Origin of the sequence: Streptomyces sp. NPDC020807 (assembly GCF_040641575.1) — a bacterium.
In the GTDB taxonomy this organism is placed as follows: Bacteria; Actinomycetota; Actinomycetes; order Streptomycetales; family Streptomycetaceae; genus Streptomyces.
In genome coordinates, this window is record NZ_JBFADU010000008.1 from 146,112 (window position 1) to 171,106 (window position 24,995).

Below are 24,995 nucleotides of genomic sequence, written 5' to 3' on the forward strand. Positions count from 1 at the left end.
TCCGGGCGGTCCGTGGGTCAGTTCTTCGGGGGGTCGATCATCTGGAGGGTGAGGGTCGCCGGGGGTTCGGCGATGCCGGGGCCGCCCGCCTCCGTCCACGCGAGGATGTCGTCGAGGCAGTCGTCGTCCGCGGTGAAGCCGATCCACGCCGCCCGCCCGCCGCGCCGCCGGCCCTCGGTGGAGGGCTGGACGACGACGATGTTGGCCTGGGCGCAGGGGCCGAGGCAGTCGCTCGTGCGGACCGCGAGGCGGCCTCCGGAGGCCGCGGCGGCGGCGCGGAGGCGGGCGAGCTGGCCGGCGTGGTCGGTGCCGGGGTTCTTGCGGGGGTCGCCGCAGCAGCAGCCCCGGCAGACGACCAGGGAGCAGGGGCGGGCCCCGTACCGTATCGGGACGCGGGTCACTCGGGGCCGTCCAGGGTGATGGCGGAGGCGGCGGCGACCGTGCCGAGGCGGGGGAAGTCGAGGTCGACGGAGGCCCGGTGCTCGTCGGCGGTGAGGGCGCTCATGGCGTCCTCGGCGAAGACGAGGTCGTAGCCGAGGTCGGCGGCCGCGCGGGCGGTGGACTCGACGCCGAGGTTGGTGGCGATGCCGCCGATGACGAGGGTCGTGGCGCCGCGGGCGGAGAGCAGTTCGTGGAGTCCGGTGTCCTGGAAGCCGCCGATCGTGCGCTTGACGACGACCGCGTCCCGCTCGTCGACGAGGTCGGGGACGAGCCCGCTGCCGGGCGGCTGGACGGCGACGTTCGGCCGCTCGACCCGGATGTGGACGACGGGCGCCCCGGCGGCGCGGAAGGTGTCGGCGAGGCGGGCGGAGGCGGCGAGGACGTCGGTGCCGGGGCGGGGGGCGAGGGGCAGCGCGACGATGCGTTCCATCAGGTCGACGAGGACGAGCGCGGTGCGGCCGGGATCGAGTGAGGGCATGGGAGCACCGTAGCGGTCCCGATGATCTTCGCGGGGCGGGTGGGGGCGGGATCCGGCCTACGGGGTGGGATCCGCCTGAGGGGCGGGATCCGGCCTACGGGGTGGGATCCGCCTGAGGGGCGGGATCCGCCTGAGGGGCGCCTGAGGGGTGGGATCCGCCTAAGGGGTGGGGGCGGGTACGGGCGCGGGGGCCTCCGCACCGTCCGCGTCGCGCGACCTGCGCTTCGCGATCACCGCGCAGACCATCAGCTGCATCTGGTGGAACAGCATCAGCGGGAGCACGGCGAGCGAGGCGTGCGCGCCGAAGAGGACGCTGGCCATCGGCAGCCCCGCCGCCAGGCTCTTCTTCGAGCCCGCGAACTGGATGGCGACGCGGTCGGCCCGGTCGAAGCCGAGCCGCTTCGAGCCGTACCAGGTCAACGCCAGCATCACCGCGAGCAGCACCGCCTCCACGGCGAGGAGCAGGCCGAGGCGGGCCGGGGTCACGAGGTGCCAGATGCCTGCCACCATGCCCTGGCTGAAGGCGGTGTACACGACGAGGAGGATCGAGCCCCGGTCGACGTGGCCGAGGACCTTCTTGTGGCGCACGAGGAACCCTCCGACCCAGCGGCGCAGGAGCTGGCCGGCGACGAACGGCACGAGCAGCTGGAGCACGATCTTGAGCAGGGAGTCGGCGGAGAGGCCGCCCGCCGCGTTGCCGAGGAGGAGCGCCGCGAGCAGCGGTGTGAGGACGATGCCGGCGAGGGAGGAGAAGGAGCCCGCGCAGATAGCCGCCGGAACGTTTCCGCGCGCGATCGAGGTGAAGGCGATCGAGGACTGGATGGTGGACGGCACCAGGCAGAGGAAGAGGAGTCCGCTGTAGAGCTGCGGGGTGAGGACCGCCGGTACGAGGCCCCGCGCGGCGAGCCCGAGGAGGGGGAAGAGGAGGAAGGTGCAGGCGAGGACCGTGAGGTGGAGTCGCCAGTGGCGGAGGCCGTCGAGCGCCTCGCGGGTGGAGAGCCGGGCCCCGTAGAGGAAGAAGAGGAGCGCCACCGCCGCGCTCGACGCGCCCTCCGCGACCGTCGCGGCGGCGCCGGAGGCGGGGAGGAGCACGGCGAGGCCGACCGTGCCCAGGAGGGCGAGGACGTACGCGTCGACGGGGAGCCGCGCCAGGAGGCGGGCGGCGGTGCGGCGGGGTGCGGGGAGGGTCATGGGCTTCAGCTCTGTCGTGTACGGGTGCCCTCCCATCCTGGTCCGCCGGGCGGTGATCGGGAATCCCGTACAGCACTCTGACTGTCATCGCGATCCGTGATGACGGGTGGCGTCCCGGCGGACCCCTTAGGGTCGGCCTCGTGTACGAACCCGCGCAGCTGCGCACCTTTCTCGCCGTGGCCCAGACGCTGAGCTTCACGCAGGCCGCGCGGCGGCTCGGAGTGCGCCAGTCGACGGTCAGCCAGCACGTGCGGCGCCTGGAGGAGGCGACCGGGCGGCCGCTCTTCTCGCGGGACACGCACAGCGTCGAGCTGACCGAGGACGGCGAGGCGATGCTCGGCTTCGCGCGGGCGATCCTCCAGGCCCACGAGCGGGCGGCGGCCCACTTCGGCGGGACGCGGCTGCGCGGACGGCTGCGGTTCGGAGCGTCGGAGGACTTCGTGACGACCCGGCTGCCGGAGATCCTGGAGTCCTTCCGGCGCGAGCACCCGGAGGTCGACCTGGAGCTGACGGTCGAGCTGTCCGGGACGCTCCAGGCGCGGCTTGCGGCCGGGCGGCTCGATCTGATCCTGGCGAAGCGGCGCGGCGAGGACGGCGGGGGCCGGCTCGTCTGGCAGGACTCGCTCGTGTGGATCGGGGCGCCGGGGCTGCGCGTCGATCCGGACCGGCCGGTGCCGCTGATCCTGTTCCCGCCACCCGGCATCACGCGCGCGCGTGCCCTGGAGGCGCTCCAGGCGGAGGGCAGGTCGTGGCGGATCGCGTGTACGAGTTCCAGCCTGAGCGCGAACGTGGCGGCGGCGCGGGCGGGCCTCGGGGTGATGGCGCACACCCGGGGCCTGGTGCCGCCGGGTCTCGTCCCGGTGCCCGCGCGGGCCGGGCTGCCGGATCTCGGCGGGGTCGACTTCGTCCTGCTCCGGGGCCGTCGCGGCGGGGCGGCGCAGGCGGCGGCGGACGCGCTCGCGGAGGCGATCCTCGTGGGCGGCGACCGGCTGCACCGGCCGCGCTGAGGGCCGGGCCGCGCCCCCTCCCCGTACCCCATGAGGACCGGCCATCCCGGCGCCGTCCCGTCCGCCCGTGGGCAGGCGGTACAGATTCCGTGGAGATTCGTGCCCGGCGGACCCGCCGGGCGTTCGACAACGGGGCCGCCTCGGCGGCGACTTGCCCTGCTCACCAGGGCTGACCTGTGCGAACGCCAAAGGTCCCGGCTTGGTGAAGGCCCTCCCGCCGGGCAGGTCCGTGGGGTACCGTCACCCGCGCCGTACGGAGCGCGTCAGCGGTCCCTTTTCAGCCATCGAGCGGGCAGGCCCGAGGGAGGAGCAGGCAGTGCGCGAGTTCAGCGTGCCGCCGGTCGCGGCGGCGCCTCAGGTCGGCGGTCTGGCGGACGCCGTGTTCGAGCACGCCCTCGCGGATCCCGAGCGGGTCGCGTTCGGCCGCAAGGGGCCGGACGGCACGTGGCGGGACGTGACGGCGGCGGTGTTCAGGGACGAGGTCCTGGGGCTCGCGAAGGGGCTCGTCGCGCAGGGCGTGCGCTTCGGGGACCGGGTCGCGATCATGTCCCGTACCCGCTACGAGTGGACGCTCTTCGACTACGCGCTGTGGACGCTGGGCGCGCAGCCCGTCCCCGTCTACCCGACCTCCTCCGCCGAGCAGGTCTTCTGGATGCTGTACGACGCCGAGGTCACCGCGTGCGTGGTGGAGCACGAGGACCACGCGATGACGATCGGCTCGGTGATCGACCGGCTCCCCCGGCTCCAGCGCCTCTGGCAGCTGGACGCGGGGGCGGGCGCGGTGGCCGAGCTGACGGAGGCCGGGGGCGGCATCGACGAGGAGGTCGTGCAGCGGCACCGGCGGGCGGTGACGCCGGAGTCCGTCGCGACCGTGATCTACACCTCGGGCACGACCGGCCGCCCGAAGGGCTGTGTGATCACCCACGCCAACCTCATGTTCGAGGCGGACACGCTGATCGGCCGCTGGGAGCCGGTCTTCCGGTCCCGTCCCGGCGACCAGGCGTCGACACTGCTCTTCCTGCCGCTCGCGCACGTCTTCGGGCGGATGGTCGAGGTGGCGGCGGTGCGCGGCGGGGTGAAGCTGGGGCACCAGCCGGTGATGGCGGCGGCCGAGCTGCTGCCCGACCTGGCGTCCTTCCGGCCGAGTTTCGTCCTGGCCGTCCCGTACGTCTTCGAGAAGGTCTTCCACGCGGCACGGCGCAGGGCCGAGGCGGCGGGGCGGGCGGCGGCCTTCGACAAGGCCGTGGAGGTGGCGGTCGCCTACGCGGAGGCGCTGGAGCAGAAGGCCTTCGGGGTGGGTCCCGGGCCGTCGGCCGCGCTGCGGGTGCAGCACCAGTTCTTCGAGAAGACCGTGTACGGGAAGCTGCGCGCGGCCCTGGGCGGGCGGATGCGGCACGCGATGTCGGGCGGTTCGGCGATGGCGCGCCGGCTGGGGCTGTTCTTCGCGGGGGCCGGGATCACGGTCTTCGAGGGGTACGGCCTGACGGAGTCCTCGGCGGCGGCCACGGCGAACCCGCCGGAGCGGACGAAGTACGGGACGGTCGGGCAGCCGGTGCCGGGTACGACCGTGCACATCGCGGAGGACGGCGAGGTGTGGCTGCACGGCGGGCAGGTGTTCTCGGGCTACCTGGGCGATCCCGAGGCGACCGCCGCCGTCCTGAACGACGGCTGGCTGGCCACCGGCGACCTCGGCTCGCTCGACGCGGACGGCTATCTGACGCTGACCGGGCGGAAGAAGGAGATCCTGGTGACGTCGGGCGGCAAGAGCGTCGCCCCGGCGCGCCTGGAGGAGCGGGTGCGGTCGCATCCGCTGATCGCCCAGTGCATCGTGGTCGGCAACGACCGGCCCTACGTCGCCGCGCTCGTGACGATCGACCAGGAGGCGGTGGAGCACTGGCTCGCGATGCAGGGGCGGCCGCCGCTCTCGCCGTCGGAGCTGGTCCGCGACCCGGACCTGGAGACGGAGATACGGCGGGGGGTCGTGGCGGCGAACACGCTGGTCTCGCAGGCCGAGTCCATCCGGACCTTCCGGATCCTGGCGCACCCCTTCAGCGAGGAGCACGGGCTGCTCACGCCGTCGCTGAAGATGAAGCGGAAGGCGATCGAGCGGGCGTACGCGGCGGAGGTCGAGGCGCTGTACCAGTGACACGAGACACCGGCTCGTCCGGCCGGGGATCCGCACGTTTCTGACGGGCCATCAAATGACATTGTGTCAGTTATTGACGGTTCATCAGCTCGGTCACAGAATGCGGATCACCCGACGGAGGGACGACCGACCGTGTCACGACCGATCCGCACCCTCGCCGCCGCAGCGGCGGCCCTGCTCCTCGCCACAGCGTGCAACTCCGCCTCCACCGGCGGAACTTCCGAGAGGCCCGGCGCCTCCGGGACCGGATCCGCCGGTGGCGCCGTCCGTGGGGTCACCGCCGACACCGTCAAGGTCGGCGGCATCGTCTCCATGACCACGGCGAGCGGCTACTCCAAGAAGGACACCGACCTCGGTGCCAAGGCGCGTTACGACCGGGCCAACGCCGAGGGCGGGATCAACGGCCGGAAGATCGACTACCTCGGCGCCGAGGACGACGGCCAGGACCCCGCGAGGAACATGGCCGCGGCCCGCAAGCTCGTCCAGCGGGACAAGGTCTTCGCCGTCTCCCCCATGAGCTCGGTCACCTTCGCCGGAGCCGACTTCCTGAACGGCCAGAAGACGCCCACCGTCGGCTGGGGCACGCTCCCCTCCTTCTGCGGCTCGCCCTACCTCTACGGCTTCAACGGCTGCCTGGTCCCGATGCCCGGCGGCACCCTCAACCAGACCTGGCCCGAGGGCCTCGCCACCGTCCTCGGCGGTGCGAAGGGCAGGTCGGTCGCCCTGATCGCGGGCGACAGCGACGCCGGGAAGTTCGGCATCCGCACCTTCACCCAGGGCTTCAAGGCGGCCGGCTTCCAGCTCGCCTACGCCAAGGCCTCGGTCCCCGCGACCTCGATGCCGAGCGACTGGTCGGCGTACACCAAGGAGATCCTCCGCTCGGGCCCCGGCGGCGGCGCCCCCGACGTCGTCGTGTCCGTGATGCAGACCCCGTACAACATCGGCCTCTTCACGGCGCTCAAGCGCGCCGGCTACAAGGGCGTCCTGACCGACCCCACCGACTACGACCCCGGCCTCCTCGCCAAGGACGCGACCCGGCAGGCGCTCGACGGCGTGCACGTCCTGCTCCAGTTCCAGCCGTTCGAGCAGGAGAGCCCCGCGATGGCGCAGTTCAAGGCGGACATCAGGAAGGCGGCGGGCAAGGACGTCCCGCTCAACATGCACATGATGACCGGCTACATGTCGGCCGACCTCTTCCTCTCCATCGCCGCGAAGGCCGGCAAGGAGCTCACACCCGAGTCCTTCCAGAAGGCCGCCAACGGCTTCTCCGACACCGGCACCCTCGTCGGCGACCGGGCCGAGCCCAAGGGGCAGAAGGAGAGCTTCGGCTGCGGCGCGCTCGTCCGCCTGAAGAACGGCCGCTACGAGGTGGCGGTGCCGTTCAGGTGCTACCCCGCGATCCCCTTCGGCTAGGGGCACCGCACCGTGGGTGACCTGCTGGGATTCGTCCTGAGCGGCCTGGTCTCGGGCGCGCTGTACGCGCTGCTCGCGACCGGGCTCGTCCTCTCCTACTCGGCCTCCGGGCTCTTCAACTTCGCGCACGGCGCCACCGCCTACCTCTGCGCGCTCGCCTTCCACGAACTCCACACCGGCTTCGGCTGGCCCGCCGTGCCGACGGCCCTGCTGCTCGTCCTCGTCGTCGCGCCCGGCCTCGGCTGGGGCCTCGACCGGCTCATGTTCCGCAAACTCGCCAAGGTCGGCGAGACGGCCCAGATCGTGGCGACGATCGGCCTGCTCGTCGCCCTCCCGGCCGCCGGACTGTGGGCCGTCGAGCTCCTGGAACGGGCCGGGGCGCCGGTCGTCCCCGCCGAGAACCAGTTCGGCCTGCCCGGCGTCGGCCCCAGCCCGGCCGTCTCCTGGCAGCCCCTCGACGGCGTCGGCATCGACTCCGACCAGCTGATCACGTGGATCGCGACCGCCGTCGTCGCGGCCGGGCTGTGGGTGCTCATGCGGCACACCCGGCTCGGACTCCGGCTCCGGGCCGCCGTCGACAACCGCTCGCTGACCGAGCTCCGGGGCATCAGCGCCGACCGGCTGTCCTCCGTCGCCTGGATGCTGTCCTCGGGACTCGCGGGCCTCGCCGGGGTCCTCGCGACCCCGCTCCTCGGCCTCTCCGCCCACGACTTCACCCTGTTCCTCTTCGTCTCCGCGACGGCGGCCGTCCTCGGACGCTTCCTCTCCGTGCCGCTCGCCTTCGCGGGCGGACTCGGGCTCGGGGTGCTCCAGAACCTCGTGGCCGGTTACGCCTCCTTCGCCGAGGACATCACCGGGTTCCGCACCGCCGTGCCCTTCCTCATCCTCTTCGGCGGGCTCGTCCTCCTCGCCCAGCGGCGGCGCGCGGCCGGCACGGCGGCCGCCGACCCGCCGCCCGTCGACTACCTCGCGGGAAGGACCCGGGGGCGCCGGTGGGGCGCGTGGCTGGTGGCGGGCACGCTCCTCGCCACCGCCTTCTACACCGTCACCACACCCTTCTGGTCCGGGATCCTCGCGCAGGGCCTCGCCATCGGGCTCGTCTTCATGTCGTTCACCGTCGTCACGGGCCTCGGCGCGATGGTGTCCCTCGCCCAGGCCACGTTCGTGACGGGAGCGGCGCTCGTCGCGGGGCTGCTCATGAGCCGCGGATGGCCGTTCGTGGCCGCGGCCGCCGTCGGCACGGCCGCCGCCGCGCTGCTCGGCGCGGTCGTCGCCCTGCCCGCGCTGCGGCTCGGCGGCCGGTCCCTCGCGCTCGCCACGCTCGCCCTCGCGTTCCTCGCGGACCAGGTCCTCTTCCAGGTGAACTGGCTGCGGAACGGTGACATCGGCTGGGAGATCCCCCGCCCGGTCCTCGGCCCGGTCGACCTCGGCGACGACCGGGCGATGGGCGTCGCCCTCGTCCTGCTCTCCGCGGCGGTCATCGCGCTCCTGACCCGGCTGCGCGGCTCCCGCTGGGGCCGGGCCGTGCTCGCGGTCCGCTCGGCGCCGGAGGCGGCGGCCGCCTCGGGCGTCCCGGTCGTCGGCACGAAGCTCCTCGTCTTCACGGTGTCGGCGGGCCTCGCCGGTTTCGGGGGCGTGCTCTACGCCTCGTACAACACCCGCGTCACGGCGACGGACTTCACCGCGATGACGGGCCTGGTGTGGCTGGCGGTCGTGGTCGCGGCGGGCGTGCGGCGACCGCAGTTCGCGGTGGTGGCGGGGCTCGCCTTCGCGGTGGTCCCGCACCTGATGACGACGTACGTGACCGAGTCGGCGCACCTGCCGGTGATCCTCTTCGGCCTGGCGGGGCTCGCGCTCGCCAACGACCCGGACGGGTACTGCGCGGCGTGGCCGGCGCGGAGGGCCGCGGCCCGGGCGAGGGCGGAGGCGGAGGCGACGGCGGCTCGGGCCGGGGCGGAGGCCGCGGCTCGCGCCGGGGCAGCGGCTCGGGCCGGGGAGGAGGCGGTGGAGCCCGTACCCGCGTCCGTACCCGGGCAGAGGCCTGCGCCGACGCCCGCGAACGGGAGGCCCGCGCCCGCGCTCTCCCTGCGGGGCGTGCGGGCCGGTTACGGCGGCGCGCCCGTCCTGCACGGGGTCGACCTGGAGGTCAGGGGCGGCGAGACGCTCGTCCTCCTCGGCCCCAACGGGGCCGGGAAGTCGACCCTCTGCCGAGTGGCGGCGGGGCTGCTCCGGCCGACCGCCGGGGACGTCCGCGTCCTCGGCCGGGACGCCACCCGGGACGACACCGTCCTCCGCTCCCGGCGCGGGGTGCGGCTCGCGCCCGAGGGGCGGGGGATCTTCGCCGGGCTCTCCATCGAGGAGAACCTCGCCCTCCAGCTGCCCGCGGCCGAGGACCGGGACGCCGTGTACGCGCGGTTCCCCGCGCTCGCCGCCCGGCGCTCCGTCGCCGCGGGCTCGCTCTCCGGCGGCGAGCAGCAGCTGCTCGCGCTCGCCCCGCTGCTCCAGCGCCCGCCCGCGCTCCTCGTCGCCGACGAGCCCTCCCTCGGTCTCGCGCCCCGGGTCGTGGACGAGGTCTACGGGCTGCTCACCGAGTTGAGGGCGAGCGGTACGGCGCTGCTGCTCGTCGAGGAGAAGGCCGCCGAGGCGCTCGGCATCGCCGACACCGTCGCGTACCTCGCGCAGGGCGGGATCGCCTGGTCGGGGACGCCGTCCGAGGTGGACGCGGAACGGCTCACGGAGGCCTATCTGGGGACGGGAGTACGAGGATGAGCGCGATCACGGCGGAGCACGCGATGCTGTACGCCTCCGGGGTCGACGTCCGGTTCGGCGGCGTCCACGCCCTGCGGGACGTGAGCGTCTCCGTGCGCGCCGGGGAGGTCTGCGGTCTGATCGGGCCGAACGGCGCGGGCAAGACCACGCTGTTCGACGTCCTGTCCGGGATCCGGCGGCCCGACGGCGGGAGCGTCGTGCTCGTCGGCGAGGACGTGACCCGCCGCTCCCCCGTGTGGCGGGCCCGCCACGGCGTCCGCCGGACGTTCCAGCGCCAGCAGCTCTTCGGGCAGCTCACGGTGGCCGACAACCTGGTGGTGGCCCAGGACTGGCGGGCCGGGCTGCGGCCCGGCGCGCGCCGGGAACGGGCCGCGGCCGTGCTCCGGGAGTGCGGGCTCGACGCGCTGGCGGAGTCGTACGCGGGCGCGCTGCCGGTCGGGCAGGCGCGCATGGTCGAGCTGGCCCGGGCCCTGGCCGATCCGCCCCGGGTGCTGCTCCTCGACGAGCCCGCGTCGGGGACGACCGCCGAGGAGCGCCGGGTCCTCGCCGCAGTCGTCCGTCACATGGCCGACGAGGAGGGCTGCGCGGTGCTGCTCGTGGAGCACGACGTGGCCTTCGTGATGGAGCTGTGCACGCGCGTGGTGGTGCTCGACCGGGGGCGGGTCCTGGCGGAGGGGACGGCCGCGGAGGTACGGGCGGACCCGGCGGTCCGGGACGCGTACCTCGGGACGACGGGGTCCGGGACGACGGGGTCCGGGACGAAGGGGTCCGGGGCGCCGGGGTCCGGGGCGGCGGCGTCCGGCACGGCGGGGAGCGCGTCCCGGGCGGCGGAACAGGCGGGGGGCTGAGATCGTTGGTCGGACGGGTGCCCCGCTGCCCGGGGCACCGCGACGACATCAGGAAAGGCCGCTCGTGAGCACGGACAACAAGGTCCCTTCCCTCGCCCTCAACAACGGCGTGCAGATGCCGCAGCTCGGCTTCGGCGTGTGGCAGGTGCCGGACGCCGAGGCGGCGGCGGCCGTGGGCACGGCGATCGAGGCGGGCTACCGCTCGATCGACACCGCCGCGATCTACGAGAACGAGCGGGGCACCGGCCAGGCCGTGGCCGCCTCCGGGGTCCCGCGCGAGGAACTCTTCGTCACCACGAAGCTGTGGAACAGCGAGCAGGGGTACGACTCCACCCTGCGCGCCTTCGACGCCTCGCTCGACAAGCTGGGCCTCGACTACGTCGACCTGTACCTGATCCACTGGCCGGTGCCGGCCAAGGACGCGTACGTCGACACGTACCGCGCCCTGGAGAAGATCAACGCCGACGGGCGGGCGCGTGCCGTCGGCGTCTCGAACTTCCTGCCCGAGCACCTGGAGCGGCTGCTCGGCGAGACCTCGGTCGTGCCGGCCGTCAACCAGATCGAGCTGCACCCGCACCTCCAGCAGGCCGCCTCGCGCGAGCTGCACGCGCGGCACGGCATCGCGACCGAGGCGTGGTCGCCGCTCGGCCAGGGCAAGGGCCTCCTGGAGGTTCCGGCGATCGTGGCGATCGCGGGGAAGCACGGGCGTTCGCCGGCCCAGGTGGTGCTGCGCTGGCACCTCCAGACCGGGAACGTCGTCATCCCCAAGTCGGTGACGCCCTCGCGCATCCGCGAGAACATCGACGTCTTCGACTTCGAGCTCGACGCCGAGGACATGGCGGCGTTCGCCGCGCTGAACGAGGACCGGCGGATCGGTCCCGACCCGGCGGGGTTCAACGTCGCGTGAACGGGACCCGGGGGGACGGTGTGAGGCCCGTCGAGGCGGGCCTCTACCGCGTGCGGAACGTGGCCAGCGGACTGCTCATGGAGGTGTACGAGGGATCGCGCCGCAGCGGCGCCAAGGTCCAGCAGGGCGTCGAGTCCGGCGCGCCGGGCCAGCCTGGCACGTCACACCCGTGCCGAACGGCGGCGGGCTCCACCACCTGGTCAACGCGGCCAGCGGCAAGCGGCTCGACGTCACGAACGCGTCCACGGAGAACGGCGCCCTCGTCCAGCAGTGGAAGCCGAACAACTTCGGCGCGCAGGAATGGGTCATCGAGCAGGACCTCCAGTCGCCGGGGACGGTGGCCCTGGTGAGCTTCGTCAGCGGACTCTGCCTGGAGGTCGCCGACGGCTCGCGGGAGGCGGGCGCGGCCGTGCGGCAGTGGGAGGACACCGACTCCCCCTCCCAGTGGTGGAGGCTGGAGCCGGTGACCTGAACCCGGCTACCCCTTGCGGGCGGTGTGGACCGTGCGGGCGGTGAGGTGGAAGAGGTCCGTGCGGTGGTGCAGGGACCGCTCGTCGGCCGGGTCGAGGAGGACGTCGAGGGTCTTCACGTCCTCCGCGTCGATCCGGTCGCCGAAGCCCTCGCGGAGCCGCCCGAAGTGCGAGAGAGCGAGCTCGCGGACGACCGGGGAGACGGGGGCGGGGATGTCGGTGAGGAAGGTGCGGGTGCCGGACGGGGTGAGTCCGGCGGCGGCGAGGAGCGCCCGCCAGTCGTCCGGCTGGTCGACGAAGCCCGGGAGACCGGCGCGCATCTCGCCGAACCAGTAGGCGTGGGCGGCGTCGAGACGGGCCTCGAAGCCGGGGCGGCCGATGCCGATGTGCCAGGGCAGGTGCCGGGTGGAGAGCCCGCCCTCGAAGAGGGCGACGACCCCGCCGGGGCGCAGGAGGCCGGCGAACCCGGCGAGGGCGGCGCCCTGGTCGCCGAGGTGGTGGACGGCGTTGCCGGCCCAGATGAGGTCGGCCTCGCCCAGGGTCGCGATGGACTCGGGGAGCGTGGCGTGGAGCGTGGAGACCCGCTCCCCGAGCCCGTACGCCTCGGCCCGCTCCCGTACGCGTACGAGCAGCTCGGGGGTGCCGTCGACGGCGACGGTCTCGGCGGCGGGGAACGCCTCCGCGAGCAGGCTGGTGACGACGCCGGGCCCGCTGCCGATGTCGAGGACCCGTCGCACGCCGTACACGGGCGCGAGCGTCCCGAGCCAGGCGGCGGCCTCGCGGTAGGCGGGACTGGCGATCTCGGCCTGCCGCTCCAGAAGCGGGGCGAGCTGGTTCCAGTCCAGGTCGGCTCCGTCGTGATGATGACCGTTGCCGTGGCCGTGGCCGTGCCCGTGCTGGTGGCCGTGGCCGGGCTGGCTGCCGGCCCGGTCGTCGTGCTGGTTGTCGTGACCGTGGTGGGACGCGCGATGCTGACTCATGACTCCAGGGTGCGGCTGATGAGCGCGAAGCGCGAGAAATGTTGCCGGTCCGGCAAAGAACCGGTCGCACTTCCTCACGCGTAGCGCAGGGCCAGGGCCCTCACCGTCTCCGCCATCCGTGCGCGCAGCTCCTCCGGGGCGAGGACCTCCGCCTCCGCGCCGAGGGCGAGGAAGGTGGACGTGGCGTGGTCGAGGGACTCGACGGGGAGGGTCGCGCGGGTCCAGCCGTCCTCGTCCTGGGTGCCGGTGGTCTTCAGGGCGCGGGCCGCCGCGCCCGTCAGGCGGGCGGCGCCCTCGGGGGTGAGGCGGACGATCGCCTCGCCCTGGTGGAGGCGGGCATGGAAGTCGGTCTGGCTCGCACGCCAGTGGGCGGCGAGGTCGAAGTCCTCCGGGTGGACGACCTCCTCGTCGGTGGCGGTGAGGGCGAGGATCTGGTCGACGCGGTACGTGCGGGGGTCGCCGGGGCCCGCGACCAGGTACCAGCGGCCCGCCTTGAGGACGAGGCCGTACGGGGCGAGGCGCCGGTCGACGTCGGTCGGGGCCTTCCAGCGGCGGTAGCGGACCTCCAGGACGCGCCCGGCGCGGACCGCTTCGGCGACCTCGGGCAGGAACGGCACCTCGTCCCCCTTCGCGTACCAGCCGGGCGCGTCGATGTGGAAGCGGGCCCGCAGCCGGTCGACGTGCTCGCGCAGCGGCTCGGGCAGCGCGGCGCGCAGCTTCAGCTGGGCGTCCGCGAAGTGCGCGCCGAGGCCGAGCCCTTCGGCGGCGCCGGGCATGCCGGCGAGGACGAGTGCCTCGGCCTCGCGCGTGAAGAGGTCGGTGAGACGGGAGCGGTGTCCCGAGAGGAGCCGGTAGCCGCCGCGGTGCCCGGCGTCCCCGTACAGCGGCACTCCGGCGGCGTGCAGCGACTCGACGTCGCGGTAGATCGTGCGGACGGAGACCTCCAGCGTGCCGGCGAGTTCGGCGGCGGTCATCCGGCCCCGGGTCTGGAGGAGCAGCAGGATCGAGAGAAGACGGCTGGATCTCACTGGAACGCCCCGGGACCTCAGCCGCGTCTGACGAAGCGGGCCAGGCGGTAGCGGGGGTCGTCGCGGGGGCGGTCCTGGTGCGGCAGGGCCGTGAGGGCGGCGGCGAGGGTGTCCGTGACCGCCGGGTCGCCGTCGTACCAGGAGGCGAAGTAGCCGCCGCGCAGCTTCCGTACCGTGGCGCGCGGCGTCGCGCCCTGGCCGTGGCCGACGAAGTGGGTGCCGGGGGCGGGGGCCAGGCCGTGGGCCGCCGCGTGGCGGGTGACGGCCTCCGCGCGGTCCGGGGCCGCGGCGGCCGAGCGGAGAGGACGGAGGACCGCGTCGATGTCGCTGCCGACGTCGTGGGACGCGTCCTTGTCGACGGTCGCGATCAGGACGCCGCCGGGCCGCAGCACCCGCGCCGCCTCGGCGACGATCTCCGGCGCGAAGGGCACGAGGTGGAGCAGCCAGACCGCCGAGACCGCGTCGAGGGAGGCGTCGGGGAACGGGAGCCGGCGCGCGTCGGCGCGCACGGCGCGGCCCGGCAGCCGGGTCGCCGCCGTCCGCAGCATCGCGTGGGCGGCGTCCGCCCCGTAGACGGACAGGCCCGTCCTGACGATGCGTTCGGTGACCAGTCCGGTGCCGCAGGCCAGGTCGAGGAGGGTGCGGGCGGAGGCCGGGACCAGCCGCAGGACGGCCTGCGCCGCCGCCTCGGCGCGCGGGACGCCGCCGCGGGTGCGGTCGTAGTGGGCCGCCTCTGCCTCGTAGTCGAGGAGGGTGCCCCGGCCGCCGTTCCCCCGGCCGCCGTTCACGCCCCCCGCCTCACTCATCGTCGTCACGGCACAGGCAGAAGGGGTGGCCCGCAGGGTCGAACAGCACCCGGACGTTCTCCCGGGGCTGGTACTCCGCCACGGTGGTGCCCGGCGCGACCGCCGGCCACACCGGCGGCCGGTGGCCGTCCGCCCGCTGGAACACGGGGAACGGGCCCTTCGGCGAGGCGGCCACGACCTCCGTGTCCGGGTCCCCGGGGCCGACGACGGGCCGGTCGAGCAGCTGGGCGCAGAACCCCGCGAGGGCGCCGGGGTCCGGCGCGCCGATCGTCGTTCCCCACCACATGCCGCCCGTTCGAGATCGCATGATCCGACCCTAACCGGGCGGTCCGACCGCCCGGTAGGTGTCAGCGCACGCCGTGGCCCGGAGCGATGCCTTCCACCCGTTCCGCCAGCTCGAAGTCCTTCTCGGTGACGGCCCCTCCGGCGGAGTGGGTGTTCACGGAGAGCGCGACCGTGTCGTAACCCAGCGTCAGGTCCGCGTGGTGGTCGAGCTCCTGCTGGATCCGTGCCACGTGCACGACGAGCGCCGTCGCCGCGAAGTGGTCGGCGAGGCGGTAGGTGCGGGCGAGGTGGTCGTCCTCGACGGACCAGCCGGGGAGCTCCCGCAGGCGGTCCTCGATCTCCTTCTGCGACAGCGGTTCTGTGGGCACGGTGTGCTCCCTCCGGTGGTGCGGGCCTCCAGGGACGAAAGCCTCCCGGGAAGGAGGCCCCTGGGAGAAGTACCCGGGTCGTCCCTCTGGGATACCGTCTGGCCATGACAACTGTCGCGACCGACACGGGCGTGGGGACGCTGCTGCGCGGCTGGCGCGAGCAGCGTCGGCTGAGTCAGCTGGAGCTCGCGCTGCGCGCGGACTCCTCGGCCCGGCACATCTCCTTCGTGGAGACGGGTCGCTCCCGGCCGAGCGAGGAGATGGTCCTCAAGCTCGCCGAACACCTCGACGTCCCGATGCGCGAGCGGAACGCGCTGCTGCTGGCGGCCGGTTACGCCCCGCGGTACGCCGAGACGCCGCTCGACGCCCCGAACCTGGAGACGCTCCGCTGGGGCATCCAGCAACTCCTCGACGGCTACGAGCCGTATCCGGCGCTCGTCGTGGACGGCAGCTACACGGTGATCGCCGCCAACCGGGGCATCGGGCTGCTGCTCGACGGCCTCCCCGAGCACCTGCTCACGCCGCCGATGAACGCCATGCGGATCACCCTGCACCCGGAGGGTCTCGCGCCCCGCATCCGGAACCTGCGGGAGTGGCGCGGGCACCTGCTCGCGCAGATGGACCGTCAGATCGCCCTGGCGCGTTCGGAGTCGCTGCGGGAGCTGTACGAGGAGGTGGCGGCGTATCCGCTGCCGGCGGAGGCCGGCCCGGAGGACCGGCGGGACCCGTCGGGCTCGGAGCCGTACCCGTACTTCGCGCTGCCGCTGCGGATCGAGCACGACGGGCACGTGCTGTCCTTCGTCTCGTCGATCTCGACGTTCAACACGCCGATGGACGTGACCGTCGCCGAGCTGGCCATCGAGACGTTCCTCCCGGCCGACCCGGAGACGGTCGCGTACCTGCGGGCCCTCGGGGGCGGGTAGCGGAGGCTACCGGGCCCCGGTCGCCCGCAGGGCGGTCCACTGGAGGGCGGCGAAACCCGCCACGGTCGCCGCCTGCACCGGGATCCACAGGAGACCCGCCGTGGTCGGCTCCAGCCAGGCGACCGGGGCGACGACGCTCAGGACCGCCCACAGGACGTTGGCGTCGACGACGAGCTTCACGGCGAGCGGCGCGGGTTCCGGGCGGCTCGCGAGCAGGCCGACCCCGGCGGCGAACAGGGTGAGGAAGACGCCGAGTTCGAGCAGCAGCCCCGCGCCGACGCCGAGGAGCTCCCCGAGGGGGCCGGAGGCGCCGAGGTAGGCGAGCCCGTTGGCCCCGGTGACGACGGCGTCGAGGGCGAGGAAGCGACGCAGGGCGGTCGCCGGGCGGGTGGTGCGGGCGGTCCTCAAAGAAGCGCGGTACAGGGCCTGGGACATGGCGGATCACCCTTCGCGGGGATGGTGGCGTGGACGTTCTCGCAGGTGGCGGACCCGGAGCCCGAGCGGAGTGCGCCGCCCGGGTCCCGGTGTCCACGAGCATGCCGGGCCCTCGGCGGGAGGGCGATTACCGCGGAGGTAATGCCGAGGTCAACGTCACCGCCGCCACACGGGTGTTCGTCGTACTAGTCTTCGCGCCGGGCTGGCCGGAATCGGTCGCCCCGAACGGGGGGAGACAGCGCGATGGCGCGGAACAGACAGCGGGCCGGACAGCGGGCCGGCATGGTGGCCACGGCGGACGACCACAAGGTGACGCCCGCGGAACTCTTCTTCGATCTCGTCTTCGTGTACGCGATCACGCAGGTCACCGCCCTGATGGCGGCGCACCCCACACCGGTGGGGGTCGTGGGGGGCATGGTCGTGCTCGCGCTGCTCTGGTGGTGCTGGCGCTGCTTCGCCTGGCTGGGGAACGTCGTCCGGGTCGACTCCGGCGGGGTGTTCGCCGTCCTCGTCACCGTCATGGCCGTCGTCCTGACGGTCTCGCTCGCCGTCCCCGAGGTCTTCTCGGACCGGCCCGGTGGCATTCCGGCCCCGCTGCTGTTCGTGCTCTCGTACGGCGCGGTGCGCGTGCTGCACCTGGCCTCGTACTGGGTGTCCAGCCCCGGCGACCCGGCGCTCCGCGCGACCCTGCGCCGTACCGCGCTGGTCTCCGTGCTGCCGCCGCTCGTCCTGCTGCTCGTCGGCTGCGCCCACGAGGGACGGCTCCAACTTCTGCTGTGGCTGGGGGCGGTGGCGATCGACTACGGAGGGATCTACGTCACCGGGTCCTCCGGCTGGCGGGTCAACTCCCCCGGCCACTTCGCCGAGCGCCACGGTCTCATCGTCATCATCGCGCTCGGCGAGTCCATCGTCGCGATGGGCGTCGGCGTCTCCGGCTTCCCGATCACCTTCGCCGTCCTCGGCGCCTCGGCCGCCGGACTGCTGCTCGCGGCCGGACTGTGGCGGCTGTACTTCCGCGAGCTCGGCGACGCAGCCGAGCACCGTCTCGCCTCCCTCGACGGCGACGAGCGCACCCGCTTCGCCCGGGACACGTACACCTTCCTGCACCTGCCGCTAGTCGCCGGGGTCGTGCTGTGCGCGCTCGGCATGAAGAAGGTCCTCCAGCAGGTCGCCGACACCGGGCACCACGGCCTCGCGGAGCCGCTGCACGGGGTCGTGGCCTGGTCGCTGACCGGGGGCGTCGGCGTGTACCTGCTCGGCGCCGCCGCGATCGTGCTGCGCACCTCGGGGCGGCGGCCGGTCGCCCTCGCCGCGGGCGGGGCGTGCTGCCTCGCGGCCGGGCCGCTCGTGGGGCTCGTACCGGCGCTTCCGGCGCTGGCGGTCCTCGCGACGACGACGGCGGTGCTCGTCACGCTGCACGGCCGGCGCGGGGAGACCGCCGCCGTGGCGGTGGCCTAGCCGGTGGGCGGGCTTCGGGCACTGGCTCGGCAGGTGGGCGGGCTTCGGGCCGTGGCTCAGTAGGCGGCCTTCCGGTGGCGGATGAAGGCCCGTAGCCGGTCCGTGTCCGCCGTCGTCCAGCCGTCCGGCGGCAGGACGGCCGCCCAGCCGTCGACGGCGCCCGCGCCGTACCGGTGTCCGTGCGGCGCGTCGACGCCGTACGAGACGGCCATGTCGATCGAGGTCTGCCAGAAGGCGACGAACGGGAACCAGCTGATCTCCGGGGTCACGTCGGGGCCGAGCGGCTCGTCGAGCCACTCGGGGCGGTCGAGGAGCAGGTCGGGTGACCACCAGACGACGGGGTCGGAGGCGTTCTGGAGGTAGACCGCGCGCGGGTGCCCCCAGGTGCCGGCGGGGCGGACGAGGTCGGTTCGCGGGAACTGGGCGAAGCGGACGCGGGCGCCGCCCTCGTACTCCGGGCGCCAGACGGGGCTGGCCGGGTCCCGGTCGCGGCGGATCTCTCCGGAGATCGGGGAGAAGTGCGGCGGGCCCATGATCAGGGCGCCGTCGGTCCCGGCGAGGAGCGCGTCGGCGCTGCCGAAGCTCGCCTCGACGGCGTACGCGCCGAGGCTCTCGCCGGTGACGACGAACTTCGGCCGCCGCTCGGCGGGGAGCGTGTCGAGCTTCGCCCGGACCGCGTCGAGCAGGGCGCGGGTGGCCTGTCCGGCCTTCTCCTTGTCGACGAGGAAGGAGACCCAGCTCGGCAGGTACGAGTACTGGACGGCGACGATCGCCGAGTCGCCGCCGTACATGTACTCCAGGGACTCGGCGACGTTCGGGTCGATCCAGCCGGTGCCGGTGGTGCCGGCGACGGCGAGCACCGCGCGGTCGAAGGCGCCGGTGCGTTCGAGCTCCCGGACGGCGAGGCGGGCCTGCGCGTCGAAGGGGCTGTCGTCGGCGAAGGCGGCGGGCAGCGCGGAGGGCACGTACACGCGCACGGGTTCGCGGGCCGGGCGGCCCGTCCAGGCCGTGAGGGCGGTGGTGGTGGGGGTCGAGCCGGTGAAGTTGCGGCCCTGGTAGCCGAGGTCGCTCCACGGGACGAGGGAGCCGGGGCCGCCGGAGACGTGGCGGGAGGCCGGCGCTTCGATGCCGTCCTTGGTGCCCCGGTTGGTGGCCTCCGCGATGCGGTCGGCGACGTCGACGACGCCCCGGTCGAAGACGACGTCCCGCACGCCGACGAGGACGGCGAGGGCGGAGAGGGCGCCGCCGACGGCGAAGGCGACGCGGCGGGGCAGGAGCCGGCCGAGCAGCCGTATCAGGGCGAGGGCGCCGAGCCGTACCGTGCGGGCGACGAGGAGCGCGACCAGGAGCAGGCCGAGGGCGATCAGCGCGATCATCGGCGTGTGCCAGGTGAGCGTGGGCGGGAGCCCCTGGAGGACCCGCAGCTGACGCTGCATCCGGGCGCTCTCGGAGATCAGCCAGACCGCGATGACCGGGCTGAGCAGCCAGTACGCCTGCCAGCAGCGGGTCCGGACGCGCTCGCCCGGGAGGCGGCGGCGCGGGACGAGGGCGCGGAAGAGCCAGGCGAGGGTGGAGCCGAGGGCGTACCCGATGACGGCGGTGATGCCGCCGACGATCCCCTGGAGCAGCCACGGCCGGGGCACGAGGGAGGGCGTGAGGCTCGACCAGAAGAAGACCGTGGCCAGCAGGAGGGCGGTGAGGTCGGGCCAGCGGCGGACGCGGTACGAGGGGTCGGGGCGGTCCCAGTAGGGGCGCCGGGCGAAGGCGAGGAGACGGGCGGCGGGCGGCGGCGGTCCGGGGGCACCCGGGGGTGCCTGCGAGCCGCCGGGACCGGTCGCGGGCGTCTCGGGGGCGCCCGGACCGGTCGCGGGTTCGGCGGACCGATCGGGGCGGGTGTTCCGGTCGGTCGAGGTCATCCGTTCAGCCTCGTCCGTCCGTACGCCCGTCGCAATCGGGATTCGGTCCCGACCCGACCCGGCTTCGCCCCTTTCTCAGCGGACGGGGTCCTCCCGGTGGACGGGCGGCTCGGCCGGGGCGGCGGCCTTCTGCGGTTCCCTCTCAGCGTCGTTGACGCGCCGGGCGCGGGCGGCCTCGGCGCGCAGCAGGGCCTGGAGGACGGCGTAGGGGTCGACGGGCATGGCGGAGCTCCTCGCGGTGCGAAGGGTGATGTGGGGGGTACTGCTGCCGGAGGGTCGGGCCCTCTCAGCAGCGCATCACCTCGCGCCGGGGCACGTCACCGTGCCGGGCGGGCCCGGCGGCGTGAGCGGGCACGGTGCCGCGGCCCGGCCGCCACGCGGTACGGGACCGGTGCCGCGGGTCCGGCAGGACGCGCGTCCGGTGCCGCCTGCCCCGCCCGGGAAGCCCGGCCTCGGGGACGGCCGGGTCGAGGGCTTCGGTGGTGGGGTCGGTGGCGGGCGCGGGGGCGGGCGCGGGGATGCCGGGCGCGGCGGGGGCCGCGGGGGCCACGGGGACGGCGGGGGCCACGGGGACGGGAGGGGCCGCGGGAACGGCAGGGGCCGCGGCCGGCGCTCGTGCCGCCGCCAGGGCGAGCGGTGTGCTCGTGCCGAGCACGGCGGACAGGACCAGGAGGAGGACGAGCCACGGCCTGCGGGCCGGGGCGCGGCGCGGCCCGGTGCCCGCCGGGACGGCGGGTTCCGTGGTCGTGACGGGCACGGGCCTCATGGAGATCCGTACTGCCCCGCCGGGATACCGGTTGGCCGCGTGGAGGCCCGGATCCGCCCGTGCGGCCTACACTCCCGGCCCCGGATTCACCGCGTCGGCCGTCAGGCCGCGCGCTGCTTGCGGGCCGACATCCACGCGTAGACGAGCACGCCCGCGAAGAGGAACAGCACGCCCTGGTAGACGGCCGCGTAGCCGGAGCCCGCGACCAGCCAGAGGGAGAAGCCGAAGGCGGCGAGGGCCAGGACGGCGTCGCGGGCGAGGCGGGTGCCCTGGACGCGGTCGGACTGGCCGGAGAGGAGGAAGTAGATCTGGGCGGCCGTCGAGAGGAGGTACGGGACCGTGGCCGTGAAGGTGGTGACGAGGACGAGCATCTCGAAGACGCCCTGCGTGCCCGCCGTGTAGTTGTAGACGGTCAGCAGCGAGGCGAGGACGACGGTGACGGCGACGCCGACGGTCGGGACGCCGCGCCGCTTGCGGGTGAAGACCTTCGGGAAGAGGCCGTCGCGGGCGGCGGCGTACGGGGTCTGGGCGCTGAGCAGCGTCCAGCCGTTGAGCGCGCCGACCATGGAGACGAGGGCCATGCAGGCGATGGCCGTGCCGCCCCAGGAGCCGCCGAACATGACGTTCACGGCGTCGGAGAAGGGGGCGGTGGAGTCGACGAGCCGGTCGTGCGGGACGGTGCCGAAGACGGACAGCGTGCCGAGGAGGTAGATCACGGCGGCGCCGAGCGTGCCGAGGATGGTCGCGCGGCCGACGTTGCGGCGCGGGTCGCGGACCTCGCCCGCGCTGACGGCGGCGGACTCGACGCCGAGGTAGCTGAAGAGGAGGATCGCGGCGGAGGCCGAGATCGCGCCGAGGGCGCTGCCGTCGGTCGCCCGGAAGGGCCCGAGGTTGGCGCTGTCGAAGAAGAACAGGCCGCCGACGGCGACGAGCAGCAGCGGGACGAACTTGAGGACGGTCGCGACGAGCTGGACGGCGCCGACGTACCGGGTGCCGGCGAGGTTGGCGAGGGCGGGGAGCCACTGGAGCAGGAGCGCGGCGGCGATGGTCGCGGCCTTCGACTCGTGGACCGGGACGAGGACGTCGAGGTAGCCGACGGCGGCGACGGCGAGGGCCGCGTTGGAGACCCAGGTGGTGATCCAGTACGACCAGGCCGCGAGGAATCCGGCGAAGTCGCCGAAGGCCTCGCGGGCGTAGACGTACGGTCCGCCGGTCATCGGGAGGCGCCGGGCGAGGCGGCCGAAGACGAGCGCGAGGGCGATGGCGCCGAGGGTGAGGACGCCGAAGGCGACGAGGCTGATGGTGCCGTACGGGGCGACGGAGGCGGGCAGGAGGAAGATGCCGCCGCCGATGATGTTGCCGACGACCAGGGCGGTCGCGACGGGGAGGCCGAAGCTGCGGGCGTGCCTGCTGGTGGGGGTGGTGTCGGAGCCGCCCGCGGACCCTTCGGGTCCGCTCTCCGTCGTCGTCGTGCCGGCCGTGCTCATGGGGTGGTGCGCCTTCCGTCGTGCAAATCCGGACCATCGTCCGGTAAAGGCGAACAGGCGGCCAAATCAGTGCGTATTGTCCGGCGACGGCTGTCCATCAACCGGAAGAATTGATTCCACATCGGGTTCGGACGGGGAAATCTCCAGCGGAACCTGCGGCCCCGTCCCCGCCGACTCCCGCAGCCACCGCCGCAGCACCCGGTGGACCCGCTCCGCCCCCACCAGCTCCTCCCCCGCCTCCACCGGCGCCGACAGCTCCGGCGGCGACAGCAGGAAGGGGTGGGACTGCTCGCCGCCGAGCCCGCCGTGGGAGCCGACCTGCTCCTCGAAGGCGTGCACGGTCCCGGTGGCGGGGTCGTACATCGAGTTGACCATGATGTCCGCGACGTGCGGGAAGCCGTCCGTGCGGCGCACGGCGTCCGCCGCGCCCCGACCGAAGACCGCCATCGGCCCCTCGTCGGTGAGCTCGGCGACCGGCACCTCCACGCCGTCGCGGGCCAGCACCACCGAGCCGTGCTCCTCGCTCGCCACGAGCACGAACCCGACCCCCGGGTGGTGGGCGAGGGTCCGCAGGAGCGCCGGGTGCCGCCGGTCGATCTCCTCGCGGGTCAGCCGGTGCGGCACGTCGGGGAAGGAGACCAGACCCAGGTTGCCCGAGGCGAGGACGATCGGCTCGGACGGCTTCGACGGCAGCTCGCGCCCCTTCTCGCCGCGCTTGTCGAGCGGCCGGTGGAGCGCGCTGCGCAGCGCGTCCCTGGCCGCGTCGCGGGCCTCGGAGCCGCTGGGGGTGCGGCCGACGCGGCGCGGCACGGGGAGCCCGCACCCGGCCCGTACCAGCTCCTTGAGGGAGAGGCCGTACGCCGACTCGAAGGTCTCCCCGGGGCTCTGGCCGTGGTCGGAGAGGAGCACGATCCGGTACGGCCGCGGTGCGTGCCCGGCGACGGTCGCGATGAGCGCGACGGCCCGGTCGAGGCGGCGCAGGACCTGGTCGGTGTCCCGGCCGAGCGGCCCCGAGTGGTGGGCCACCTCGTCGTACGCGACGAGGTCGGCGTAGACGGCGGTCCGCCCCGCGAGCATGTCCCCCATCACGGCCGCGACGACGACGTCCCGCTCGACGACCGTGGCGAAGGCCCGGACGAAGGGGTACGTGCCGCCGCGCGAGACGCGGGGCCTCTCGCGGCGGACGAGGGCCCGGGTCGACTGGCTCATCTCGCGGACGACCTCGGTGACGAGCGAGCCCGCCGTGCGGACGGCGTTGGCGGGGTCGGAGAAGTACGCGAAGTACCCGGCGCGCGAGCGGTTGCGGCGGCCTCGCCGGGCGGCCATCGAGAGGACGAGGGCGAGTTGGTCGGCGCCGCCGCTGAAGAGGTTGCCGCGGGAGGCCCCGTCGTACGTGAGCAGGCCGCCGTCCCCGGTGCGGGCCACGGCCCGGCGCTGGAGCTCCACGGCGCTGGCCGGGCGGTTCGACACCATGAGACGGCCGGTGTCCTTCTCGTACCAGCGGAAGGCGGGCACGTCCTCGTTGGTGCCGTGCAGGATGCCGAGCTGGCTCGCGCCGGTCTGGCTCGACCAGTCGGTGCGCCAGGGGGTGAGGTGGTGGCCCGCGTCGAGCCAGCCGGCGACGGTGGGCATGAGCCCTTCGGCGACGGCGGCGCGCAGGACGTGGTGGCCGAGGCCGTCGAGCTGGAGGAAGACGGTGCCGGGGTCGGCCTCGGGGGCCTCGCCGTCGGCGCGGGGGCGGGTGCGGCCGGTGAGGCGGTAGAGGCGCCGGCTGTAGGCGTCGTCGTCACGCACGGCGAGCGCGGTGGAGGTCGCGGAGGCGACGGCCGACATGACGGCGGCGACCACGACGGCGGTCTCGGGGTCGGCGGCGCCGCGCCCGTCCGGGATGAGCCAGAGGGCGACGAGCAGCAGCGAGCCGTTGAGGAAGAACACCAACAGGCCGAGGACGAGCGCCGGGACGAGGAGGAAGGCCCGGACGATCAGCGGCCAGACGAGCGCGCTGAGGAGACCGAAGACCCCGGCGGCGGTGGCGGCGGTGATCGCCGTGCGGGTGAGGCTGTCACCGTCGGCGGACTGGAGTTCGAAGTCGGGGAGCAGCGCCGCGAGGAGGAGCATCGTGAGCGTCGACACCGCCCACACCACGATCATCCGCATCACCGCTCTGCCCGCGGTACGCCAGCGGTCGGCGCCACCCCATCGCCCGTCTCCCACGCCCCGTGCACCTTTCACCCGTTTCCTGCCCCAAGCGTGGCACAACGCCCACGATCAGGCCGTGAAAGGGATACCCGCCGGCGGCCCGGGTGTGTCAGGTCGGGGTGGATGGGCGCGGATGCGCCGAAGGCGGTACGGGCGGGTCAGCAGCCGTCGTAGCCGGCGGTCGGCATGGAGAGGCGCCGGTGCACGCCCGCCCTCGCCCGCCCGTCGTACGCCGGTTCGTCCAGGGAGACCGTCTCCAGCCGCACCCCGCGCCGCTCGCACTCCGCGCGGAAGCCCTCGACGGAGGTCAACGCGCGGGCGAGGACCCGCTCGTTGGCGGCCACGAAGAGGTCCACGGCCCCCTCCTCCACGTCCGACCACAGGGCGGCGTGATCGGGGCGGATGCCGTAGAAGAGGAGCTGGCGGGCGAGCACGTACCCCTTGTCGCGGGCCCAGCGGGCGCACATGTCGTGCTGGCCGCGCGTGTCGACCAGGAAGGGGTCGCTGTCCAGCTCTTCGAGCGGGGTGAGGCTGGCGATCGCCGCCACCCGAACGTCGTCCATGGACCGACCCTACTGGGCTTCGGCACGGCCGAACATCCTCCGGAGCACGCTCCGGACATTTACCCTCGTGAGAGGAGGTACGGCACGAGCGCGGACATCGCGTCCGGCCGA

The 24,995-nt window shown here is 74.3% G+C and carries 23 protein-coding genes and 1 pseudogene; 9 read left to right on the plus strand and 15 right to left on the minus strand.

The features are described 5' to 3' along the window. Window positions 1-17: 17 nt before the first annotated feature. The 3 genes from AB0G79_RS15570 to AB0G79_RS15580 all read right to left on the minus strand — a co-directional run bounded on the left by AB0G79_RS15570 (window position 18) and on the right by AB0G79_RS15580 (window position 2,110). Window positions 18-401, minus strand: coding sequence for a (2Fe-2S) ferredoxin domain-containing protein (locus AB0G79_RS15570; protein ID WP_360806287.1), 384 nt, complete (start codon window positions 399-401; stop codon window positions 18-20). Then, window positions 398-919 carry an isochorismatase family protein gene (locus AB0G79_RS15575; protein ID WP_360806290.1) on the minus strand — a complete coding sequence of 174 codons (522 nt, stop codon included), beginning with the start codon at window positions 917-919 and terminating at the stop codon, window positions 398-400. Before AB0G79_RS15575 ends, AB0G79_RS15570 begins: the two co-directional genes overlap by 4 nt. 159 nt (window positions 920-1,078) lie before the next feature. Then, a complete protein-coding gene (locus AB0G79_RS15580; RefSeq protein ID WP_360806293.1) occupies window positions 1,079-2,110 on the minus strand; it encodes a bile acid:sodium symporter family protein in 1,032 nt (343 codons plus the stop codon). A gap of 140 nt (window positions 2,111-2,250) precedes the next feature. Here AB0G79_RS15580 and AB0G79_RS15585 point away from each other — a divergent pair, with 140 nt between their 5' ends. The 7 genes and pseudogenes from AB0G79_RS15585 (at window position 2,251) to AB0G79_RS15615 (ending at window position 11,672) form a co-directional block, all read left to right on the plus strand. Continuing rightward, window positions 2,251-3,117: a LysR substrate-binding domain-containing protein gene (locus AB0G79_RS15585; RefSeq protein WP_360806296.1), complete on the plus strand. Its 867-nt coding sequence runs from the start codon at window positions 2,251-2,253 to the stop codon at window positions 3,115-3,117. A gap of 316 nt (window positions 3,118-3,433) precedes the next feature. Further along, window positions 3,434-5,263 (plus strand): long-chain fatty acid--CoA ligase, encoded by a 1,830-nt coding sequence (locus AB0G79_RS15590; protein ID WP_360806299.1) that lies wholly within the window; start codon window positions 3,434-3,436, stop codon window positions 5,261-5,263. A 132-nt stretch (window positions 5,264-5,395) separates the two neighbouring features. After that, window positions 5,396-6,676, plus strand: coding sequence for an ABC transporter substrate-binding protein (locus AB0G79_RS15595; protein WP_360806302.1), 1,281 nt, complete (start codon window positions 5,396-5,398; stop codon window positions 6,674-6,676). Window positions 6,677-6,688: 12 nt separating this feature from the next. Then, window positions 6,689-9,445: an ATP-binding cassette domain-containing protein gene (locus AB0G79_RS15600; RefSeq protein ID WP_360806304.1), complete on the plus strand. Its 2,757-nt coding sequence runs from the start codon at window positions 6,689-6,691 to the stop codon at window positions 9,443-9,445. Beyond that, complete coding sequence (locus AB0G79_RS15605; RefSeq protein WP_360806307.1) at window positions 9,442-10,293, plus strand: ABC transporter ATP-binding protein; 852 nt, start codon at window positions 9,442-9,444, stop codon at window positions 10,291-10,293. Before AB0G79_RS15600 ends, AB0G79_RS15605 begins: the two co-directional genes overlap by 4 nt. A gap of 115 nt (window positions 10,294-10,408) precedes the next feature. Further along, complete coding sequence (locus AB0G79_RS15610) at window positions 10,409-11,200, plus strand: aldo/keto reductase (protein WP_360806631.1); 792 nt, start codon at window positions 10,409-10,411, stop codon at window positions 11,198-11,200. Window positions 11,201-11,277: 77 nt separating this feature from the next. After that, a pseudogene (locus tag AB0G79_RS15615) lies at window positions 11,278-11,672 on the plus strand (RICIN domain-containing protein). 6 nt (window positions 11,673-11,678) lie between these two features. Here the strand turns inward: AB0G79_RS15615 and AB0G79_RS15620 are convergent. The 5 genes from AB0G79_RS15620 to AB0G79_RS15640 all read right to left on the minus strand — a co-directional run bounded on the left by AB0G79_RS15620 (window position 11,679) and on the right by AB0G79_RS15640 (window position 15,137). After that, window positions 11,679-12,650, minus strand: a complete 972-nt coding sequence (locus tag AB0G79_RS15620) for a class I SAM-dependent methyltransferase (RefSeq protein WP_360806310.1) — start codon at window positions 12,648-12,650, stop codon at window positions 11,679-11,681. 74 nt (window positions 12,651-12,724) lie between these two features. Beyond that, window positions 12,725-13,678, minus strand: a complete 954-nt coding sequence (locus AB0G79_RS15625) for a YafY family protein (protein WP_360806313.1) — start codon at window positions 13,676-13,678, stop codon at window positions 12,725-12,727. Between the two features lie 17 nt (window positions 13,679-13,695). After that, window positions 13,696-14,484 (minus strand): class I SAM-dependent methyltransferase, encoded by a 789-nt coding sequence (locus AB0G79_RS15630; RefSeq protein ID WP_360806316.1) that lies wholly within the window; start codon window positions 14,482-14,484, stop codon window positions 13,696-13,698. Beyond that, window positions 14,477-14,791, minus strand: a complete 315-nt coding sequence (locus tag AB0G79_RS15635; RefSeq protein ID WP_360806319.1) for a VOC family protein — start codon at window positions 14,789-14,791, stop codon at window positions 14,477-14,479. The genes AB0G79_RS15630 and AB0G79_RS15635 overlap by 8 nt, the downstream gene beginning before the upstream one ends. Before the next feature lie 40 nt (window positions 14,792-14,831). Then, window positions 14,832-15,137, minus strand: a complete 306-nt coding sequence (locus tag AB0G79_RS15640; protein WP_360806322.1) for a 4a-hydroxytetrahydrobiopterin dehydratase — start codon at window positions 15,135-15,137, stop codon at window positions 14,832-14,834. Window positions 15,138-15,241: 104 nt separating this feature from the next. Between AB0G79_RS15640 and AB0G79_RS15645 the strand changes: the two genes are divergently transcribed. Continuing rightward, window positions 15,242-16,060 (plus strand): helix-turn-helix transcriptional regulator, encoded by an 819-nt coding sequence (locus tag AB0G79_RS15645; protein WP_360806325.1) that lies wholly within the window; start codon window positions 15,242-15,244, stop codon window positions 16,058-16,060. A gap of 6 nt (window positions 16,061-16,066) precedes the next feature. On the opposite strand, the gene AB0G79_RS15650 is transcribed toward AB0G79_RS15645, so the two are convergent. Next, window positions 16,067-16,495, minus strand: coding sequence for a hypothetical protein (locus AB0G79_RS15650; RefSeq protein WP_360806328.1), 429 nt, complete (start codon window positions 16,493-16,495; stop codon window positions 16,067-16,069). A 243-nt stretch (window positions 16,496-16,738) separates the two neighbouring features. On the opposite strand from AB0G79_RS15650, the gene AB0G79_RS15655 reads away from it, so the two are divergent. Continuing rightward, window positions 16,739-17,953: a low temperature requirement protein A gene (locus AB0G79_RS15655; protein ID WP_360806331.1), complete on the plus strand. Its 1,215-nt coding sequence runs from the start codon at window positions 16,739-16,741 to the stop codon at window positions 17,951-17,953. A 56-nt stretch (window positions 17,954-18,009) separates the two neighbouring features. Here the strand turns inward: AB0G79_RS15655 and AB0G79_RS15660 are convergent, their stop codons facing one another. From AB0G79_RS15660 to AB0G79_RS15685, 6 genes are all read right to left on the minus strand, one after another. After that, on the minus strand, window positions 18,010-19,869 hold the full coding sequence (locus AB0G79_RS15660) for an alpha/beta-hydrolase family protein (RefSeq protein WP_360806334.1): 1,860 nt from the start codon (window positions 19,867-19,869) through the stop codon (window positions 18,010-18,012). Window positions 19,870-19,944: 75 nt separating this feature from the next. Further along, window positions 19,945-20,091 carry a hypothetical protein gene (locus AB0G79_RS15665; protein ID WP_360806337.1) on the minus strand — a complete coding sequence of 49 codons (147 nt, stop codon included), beginning with the start codon at window positions 20,089-20,091 and terminating at the stop codon, window positions 19,945-19,947. A 64-nt stretch (window positions 20,092-20,155) separates the two neighbouring features. Continuing rightward, window positions 20,156-20,635 (minus strand): hypothetical protein, encoded by a 480-nt coding sequence (locus AB0G79_RS15670; protein WP_360806340.1) that lies wholly within the window; start codon window positions 20,633-20,635, stop codon window positions 20,156-20,158. A 101-nt stretch (window positions 20,636-20,736) separates the two neighbouring features. Beyond that, window positions 20,737-22,122 carry an amino acid permease gene (locus AB0G79_RS15675; RefSeq protein ID WP_360806343.1) on the minus strand — a complete coding sequence of 462 codons (1,386 nt, stop codon included), beginning with the start codon at window positions 22,120-22,122 and terminating at the stop codon, window positions 20,737-20,739. A gap of 66 nt (window positions 22,123-22,188) precedes the next feature. Continuing rightward, window positions 22,189-24,279, minus strand: coding sequence for a phage holin family protein (locus AB0G79_RS15680; protein WP_360806634.1), 2,091 nt, complete (start codon window positions 24,277-24,279; stop codon window positions 22,189-22,191). Between the two features lie 200 nt (window positions 24,280-24,479). Then, a complete protein-coding gene (locus AB0G79_RS15685) occupies window positions 24,480-24,884 on the minus strand; it encodes a hypothetical protein (protein ID WP_360806346.1) in 405 nt (134 codons plus the stop codon). Window positions 24,885-24,995 lie beyond the last annotated feature (111 nt).

Coding starts and splice junctions, on each gene's coding strand:
- AB0G79_RS15575 (WP_360806290.1), bottom strand. CDS start 919: ATGCCCTCACTCGATCCCGGCCGCACCGCGCTCGTCCTCGTCGACCTG.
- AB0G79_RS15580 (WP_360806293.1), bottom strand. CDS start 2,110: ATGACCCTCCCCGCACCCCGCCGCACCGCCGCCCGCCTCCTGGCGCGG.
- AB0G79_RS15605 (WP_360806307.1), top strand. CDS start 9,442: ATGAGCGCGATCACGGCGGAGCACGCGATGCTGTACGCCTCCGGGGTC.
- AB0G79_RS15610 (WP_360806631.1), top strand. CDS start 10,409: ATGCCGCAGCTCGGCTTCGGCGTGTGGCAGGTGCCGGACGCCGAGGCG.
- AB0G79_RS15620 (WP_360806310.1), bottom strand. CDS start 12,650: ATGAGTCAGCATCGCGCGTCCCACCACGGTCACGACAACCAGCACGAC.
- AB0G79_RS15630 (WP_360806316.1), bottom strand. CDS start 14,484: ATGAGTGAGGCGGGGGGCGTGAACGGCGGCCGGGGGAACGGCGGCCGG.
- AB0G79_RS15635 (WP_360806319.1), bottom strand. CDS start 14,791: ATGCGATCTCGAACGGGCGGCATGTGGTGGGGAACGACGATCGGCGCG.
- AB0G79_RS15645 (WP_360806325.1), top strand. CDS start 15,242: ATGACAACTGTCGCGACCGACACGGGCGTGGGGACGCTGCTGCGCGGC.
- AB0G79_RS15650 (WP_360806328.1), bottom strand. CDS start 16,495: ATGTCCCAGGCCCTGTACCGCGCTTCTTTGAGGACCGCCCGCACCACC.
- AB0G79_RS15655 (WP_360806331.1), top strand. CDS start 16,739: ATGGCGCGGAACAGACAGCGGGCCGGACAGCGGGCCGGCATGGTGGCC.
- AB0G79_RS15660 (WP_360806334.1), bottom strand. CDS start 19,869: ATGACCTCGACCGACCGGAACACCCGCCCCGATCGGTCCGCCGAACCC.
- AB0G79_RS15665 (WP_360806337.1), bottom strand. CDS start 20,091: ATGCCCGTCGACCCCTACGCCGTCCTCCAGGCCCTGCTGCGCGCCGAG.
- AB0G79_RS15670 (WP_360806340.1), bottom strand. CDS start 20,635: ATGAGGCCCGTGCCCGTCACGACCACGGAACCCGCCGTCCCGGCGGGC.
- AB0G79_RS15675 (WP_360806343.1), bottom strand. CDS start 22,122: ATGAGCACGGCCGGCACGACGACGACGGAGAGCGGACCCGAAGGGTCC.
- AB0G79_RS15680 (WP_360806634.1), bottom strand. CDS start 24,279: ATGCGGATGATCGTGGTGTGGGCGGTGTCGACGCTCACGATGCTCCTC.
- AB0G79_RS15685 (WP_360806346.1), bottom strand. CDS start 24,884: ATGGACGACGTTCGGGTGGCGGCGATCGCCAGCCTCACCCCGCTCGAA.